The organism is Pseudomonas sp. NPDC086278 (genome assembly GCF_050280905.1).
Lineage (GTDB): Bacteria > Pseudomonadota > Gammaproteobacteria > Pseudomonadales > Pseudomonadaceae > Aquipseudomonas.
This window is the reverse complement of record NZ_JBNNWE010000197.1, coordinates 1-2,444: the sequence shown is the minus strand read 5'-3', so window position 1 is coordinate 2,444 and position 2,444 is coordinate 1. Positions and strand designations below refer to the sequence as shown.

Annotated in this window: 2 protein-coding genes and 3 pseudogenes; 2 read left to right on the top strand and 3 right to left on the bottom strand. The window is 60.6% G+C overall.

The window, feature by feature from the left end:
* Positions 1 to 96 (top strand): annotated as a pseudogene (locus ACQKP4_RS28835) (anti-sigma factor); the annotation flags it as partial.
* Positions 97 to 154: 58 nt separating this feature from the next.
* Here the strand turns inward: ACQKP4_RS28835 and dsbC are convergent.
* The 3 genes and pseudogenes from dsbC to ACQKP4_RS28820 form a co-directional block, all read right to left on the bottom strand.
* Positions 155 to 886, bottom strand: a complete 732-nt coding sequence (gene dsbC / locus ACQKP4_RS28830) for a bifunctional protein-disulfide isomerase/oxidoreductase DsbC (protein ID WP_427637411.1) — start codon at positions 884 to 886, stop codon at positions 155 to 157.
* A 267-nt stretch (positions 887 to 1,153) separates the two neighbouring features.
* Positions 1,154 to 2,050, bottom strand: coding sequence for a site-specific tyrosine recombinase XerD (gene xerD / locus ACQKP4_RS28825; protein WP_427637410.1), 897 nt, complete (start codon positions 2,048 to 2,050; stop codon positions 1,154 to 1,156).
* Between the two features lie 192 nt (positions 2,051 to 2,242).
* A pseudogene (locus ACQKP4_RS28820) lies at positions 2,243 to 2,356 on the bottom strand (50S ribosomal protein L19); the annotation flags it as partial.
* Here ACQKP4_RS28820 and ACQKP4_RS28815 point away from each other — a divergent pair.
* A pseudogene (locus ACQKP4_RS28815) lies at positions 2,352 to 2,444 on the top strand (hypothetical protein); the annotation flags it as partial. The pseudogenes ACQKP4_RS28820 and ACQKP4_RS28815 sit on opposite strands and share 5 nt — an antisense overlap.

Below are 2,444 nucleotides of genomic sequence, written 5' to 3'. Positions count from 1 at the left end.
ACGCAACTGGATACGGCCGACGTGCCGACGGAGAAAGACCTTCAACCTGGCGCTGATTGCAAGGCGGTCACGCTTGACAGTGACAAGGCTTCGGCCCGGCAACTATTGCCGCTGGACCATGCTCGTCAAAGGCTGGCCGTGACGATGCGAATTTTTATTTCGCGCCCAGCGCCAGTTTGGCGACTTGTGGCGCAGGCTGGTAGCCCGGAATGACCTGGCCGTCGGCCAAAACGATGGCCGGTGTACCGTTCACACCGATCGACTGACCGAGGGCGAACTGTTTGGAGACCGGGTTATCGCACTTGGCGGCCTTGATTTCCTTGCCGTCGACCATTTTGTCCATCGCGGCTTTTTTGTCCTTGGAACACCAGACCGCTTGCAGTTGTTCGTCACCCGGCGAGCCGAGGCCCTGGCGCGGGAACGCGACGTAACGCACTTCGATGCCGCGCTTGTTCAGCTCAGGCACTTCGGCGTGCAGCTTGTGGCAATACGGGCAGGTGGTGTCGGTGAACACGGTGATGTGCGATTTGGTTTCGCCGATGGCCGGGTAAACCACGGTCTCTGCAACCGGAATCTCGTTGACCAGTTTGGAGATGCCCAGGCGTTCGGTTTTCTCGGTCAGGTTGACCGGCTTGCCGTCCTTGAGCTGGAACATGTAGCCCTGCACCACGTACTGGCCGTCGGCGCTGGCATAAAGTACGCGGCTGCCTTTGAGTTTGACCTCGTACAGGCCTGGCAGCGGGCTGGCGGTGATGGTTTCGACAGGCACGTCGAGCTGGAGGTTTTCCAGGCTTTTACGAATGGCTTTGTCGGCCGCGTCATCGGCGACGGCAAAGGTGCTGACCAACGCAATGGCTGCGACGGCGAAAATCTGGATCAGACGCATGAGAACTCCTGAAGGCGGACAAATGGGACGATCAGAACGCCAGTGCCAAAACACCGGGTCATAAACGCCCATCGTGCAAACCGGCAAAGCCTACCACATAAGGCCCTTGTGGCGAGGGGGCTTGCCCCCGTCGGGTTGCGAAGCAGCGCCTTTTTGGTGATCTCGAATAGCCGGATGGACCGGCGTGCGAGATTTGCGACCGCTGTGCAGCCGAACGGGGGCAAGCCCCCTCGCCACAGAGACCACAGTCCATCGATACGGGACTCGCTAGCCGCGCGGGTGGTGTTTGGCGTGCAGGTCTTGCAGGCGGGCCCGGGCGACGTGGGTGTAGATCTGCGTGGTCGACAGGTCGCTGTGGCCGAGCAGCATTTGCACCACGCGCAAATCGGCGCCGTGGTTGAGCAGATGGGTGGCGAACGCGTGGCGCAACGTGTGCGGCGACAGCGACTTGCCGATCCCCGCGACCTTGGCCTGATGCTTGATCCGGTGCCAGAAAGTCTGACGCGTCATCTGTTCGCCGCGCTGACTGGGAAACAGCACATCGCTGGGACGTCCGCCAAGCAGCTCGCCACGCGCATCGCACATGTAGCGCTCGACCCAGACAATCGCCTCCTCGCCCATCGGCACCAGCCGCTCCTTGCTGCCCTTGCCCACCACCCGCAGCACGCCCTGGCGCAGGTTGACCTGCTCCAGCGTCAGGCTGATCAGTTCCGTCACACGCAAGCCACAGGCGTAAAGCACTTCGAGCATGGCGCGGTCACGTTGACCGATCGCTTCGCTCAGGTCCGGCGCCTTCAGCAGCGCTTCCACATCCGCTTCCGACAAGGATTTGGGTAGCGGCCTGCCGAGTTGCGGCATGTCAACGCGCAAGGTCGGGTCGACGGCGATCAGCTTTTCCCGCAGCAAATAGCGATAGAAGCCACGTACGCCGGAGAGGAATCGTGCTGTGGAACGGGGCTTGTAGTTTTGCTCCAGGCGCCAGGCCAGGTGATCGAGGATCAATTCGCGACCAGCATTGATCAACTCAAGGCCCTTTTCCTGCAGCCAGCCGTTGAATAAGGCCAGGTCGCTGCGATAGGCATCGCGGGTGTTATCGGAGAGGCCTTTTTCCAACCAGAGTGCGTCGAGGAATTGGTCTATCAGGGGGTGGTCGATGGCGGGCATAGAGGCTCAGGTAGCGGGGAACTGAGGGTAAGTCTTTCATAGCCGGACAGGGCTTTACAGTGCCTGACGTGTTTGCGGTGCCTGGTAGATCGATTCGCGGGCAAGCCACGCTCCCACAGGTTGGCGGGAGGTAAATCGCGGGCAACAAAAAAGCAGCCCGAAGGCTGCTTTTTTCTGCATCGGAAGCTGGACTTAAGCCAGTTTTTCCTTGATGCGAGCTGCTTTACCGGACAGGTCACGCAGGTAGTACAGCTTGGCTTTACGTACGTCACCGCGACGTTTAACGGCCATGCTGTCGACGACGGGTTACGGCCGAATCGTGCGCAATGCCGACGGCAAAGTGACCGCTATCGTCGAGCAGAAAGACGCCAACGAAGCCGAACGCGCGATCACG